This window comes from Aeromonas sp., assembly GCF_051657805.1.
In the GTDB taxonomy this organism is placed as follows: Bacteria; Pseudomonadota; Gammaproteobacteria; order Enterobacterales; family Aeromonadaceae; genus Aeromonas.
In genome coordinates this window covers 1-2,427 of the sequence record NZ_JBOFLJ010000033.1, presented here as the reverse complement: position 1 = coordinate 2,427, position 2,427 = coordinate 1, and the positions used below count along the sequence as shown (strand labels likewise).

The following is a 2,427-nucleotide window of genomic DNA, read 5'->3' as shown; positions in this document are numbered from 1 at the left end:
CCAGGAGCGGGTCGCCAAGCTCCGAGAAGTCATCCAAGGACGCCCAGATGAAGAGCAACTCTGGCTCGAAGGTTTAGACGCCCTCGACACCCACCGAAAGAACTACACGGACGAAGGCCCCAAGTATCTACAGCTGCTTTGGTGGGAATTCCCCGAACTCCACCGGGAGGCCATCCGAGTGGGTTCCAGTATGCGTTTCCTGGTGGACCCGGGAGATGAAATAGTAGACAACCCCCCGCTCACCCCCGAACAACTTGAAGTGGTCTGCACTTTCGTCGAAGAACTCAAAGCACTCGGGGTAGTCCGAAAAGCTACTCGCCCCTTGAGACGAGTGTGTCCTCTCTTTGTGGTGCCAAAACCCGGACAGCCCGGGCAATGGAGGTGTATTGCAGACATGAGAAGAGGCGGGCAAAACGGGTGCTGTGGTTTAGAACCCATCTTCCTCCCCTCCTCAAAAGACATCCTCCCACACCTCTACTCTGGGGGGTGGTCAGCCATTGCAGACGCCAGCAAACACTTCCACAACTTCATGACTCTACCGGAAGAGCGGGACCTCATCGGGATAATCCACCCCGTCACGGGCGAACACCTGTGGTACGTGGGCCTTCCCATGGGATCGGTAAATAGCCCATCCATCGCTTGCCGCTCCGGGGAGGGAGTAATGGATATGCTGCGGAAGGAGGCAGAGATCTTCAGGGCGGTCGCCTACCAGGAAAACACATGGAGGCGCGCCCTGGAGGACAACACCTACGACCCCAAACTAGGACACGGGCATGTCGGACTCCGAGAGAATGGGTCACCCGTCGCTCTACTCTTTGGTTTCGTGGACGACTTCAAAATTCACGCCCAAACCGCAGAGGATTGTTGTGAAGCACTCACGGCTTTCATGGACCTCACCGTCCGGCTGGGGTTGATCTGCCAGCCCGTGAAGACCTCCCACCCCAAACAGGTCCAGAAGTACTGCGGTTTCTGGTATGACACTAGAGGCACTCCTACGCTACACATACCCCCCAGCAAGATCTCCAGGTGTATCGCGAGTGTGGATTTCCTGCTAGCTCGACCCTGAGGGTCCAACCTATCCCGACTCAGCCTAGCCATAATCACCGGGGTCCTTCAGTCAGTGGTCGAAGCCACCCCCCAACACATCGGCCAATCACATCTGCGCTCTTTATATGATGACCTGCATCGGCTTGAGGGGGGAATGGCCACGCATGGGGCAGCAAAATACTACACCCATGCCCACCTCTCTCCAAGCAGTCTGACAGCCCTACACTGGTGGAGGGCCCATTTGTTAGAGGCCCCGGGGAGTACCACAGGACGAGCCACCTGTTCCGGGATCGTGATCAAATGGGGCGATGGGAGTGGCACGGGGACCGGAGGCACTACCGAGTTCTATGAACTCACTCCAGACCAACGAGCCTCCCCGGGAGTGGAGCTCTGGATGGGAGTCTGGGGTGCGCGAACTGCTCCCCACACCTCCAACTGGACAGAAGTCAGGACCATCCTTGAAGCCCTCCTCCTCGAGGAAGACACGGAACGCCTCCGGGACAAACTGGTTTTCTGTCTAAGCGACAACTTGGTGAGCTATTTTATAGTTAACCAAGGAAGCTCCAGAAGCCCCGCCCTCCATGCCCTGGTTACCCAGATCAAGGAGCTGTGCCAGAAGTTGGGGTGCCGGCTAGAGGTAGTCCACATCCCAGGACGGCTCATGATCGACCAAGGAACGGATGGACTCAGCCGCGGTCTCTGGCTGGCACCAGAGCGACGGGTGGCGGGGATCAACCAACGCTTGTTCGACTCGGTCCCGTACACCACCAACCTTGGAGAATGGGTCCGCCAGACCTTAGGCCTCGCCTCCCTCTCTCATCTCTCCTACAGTTCCCCTACTGCCTTGGATGAGATCTACGACCAGGCCACCCTGTGGACTCCCCCGCCCGAGTGCGGCCGTCAAGTCATATCGGCCTACCTCCAAAAATGGGTCCAGTCCCCCTACAACACCCACGGAGTCTTCCTCATCCCCCGCATCCTACAACGCCAGTGGGGCCGAGTGGCCCGATACGTCAAGGAAGTGGGCGTGTACCTCCCCTCCTCCTTGCCACTTTGCTGCCGCTATGAGTCTCACCTGCCGTTCGTGTTGCTCCATGTGCCCCCCCATGTGCTCACCCTGCGTAGGGACAGGATGGAGTTACCTCCCCGTGCCCAGCCATCGGGTTGGCACCGACATCAGGCGGAGGCGGTGCGCGGGCTGTCATAAGAGCGTCACCTCGGCCCACTCCCCCGACCTCCTCTGTGTGTTCGGGTCCGAAGGATTCCCACTTCAAGACAACGGGACAGTATGGGCTCTTCCCTGTGGGACCATCTATCATACTGAGTGCTTCCAGGCGGGGTACCCTTTCCTTACCCGCCTCAATGATGACAAAGGGCTCC

General features: G+C 58.6%; 2 protein-coding genes. Both read left to right on the top strand.

Going from position 1 to position 2,427, the window contains the following annotated elements; genetic code table 11:
- The coding region (locus ACRCYW_RS13590) for a hypothetical protein (RefSeq protein WP_438550612.1) at positions 1-1,066 on the top strand (1,066 nt) is incomplete at its 5' end.
- Between the two features lie 642 nt (positions 1,067-1,708).
- Positions 1,709-2,254 (top strand): hypothetical protein, encoded by a 546-nt coding sequence (locus ACRCYW_RS13585; RefSeq protein WP_438550611.1) that lies wholly within the window; start codon positions 1,709-1,711, stop codon positions 2,252-2,254.
- Positions 2,255-2,427 lie beyond the last annotated feature (173 nt).

Coding starts and splice junctions, on each gene's coding strand:
- ACRCYW_RS13585 (WP_438550611.1), top strand. CDS start 1,709: ATGATCGACCAAGGAACGGATGGACTCAGCCGCGGTCTCTGGCTGGCA.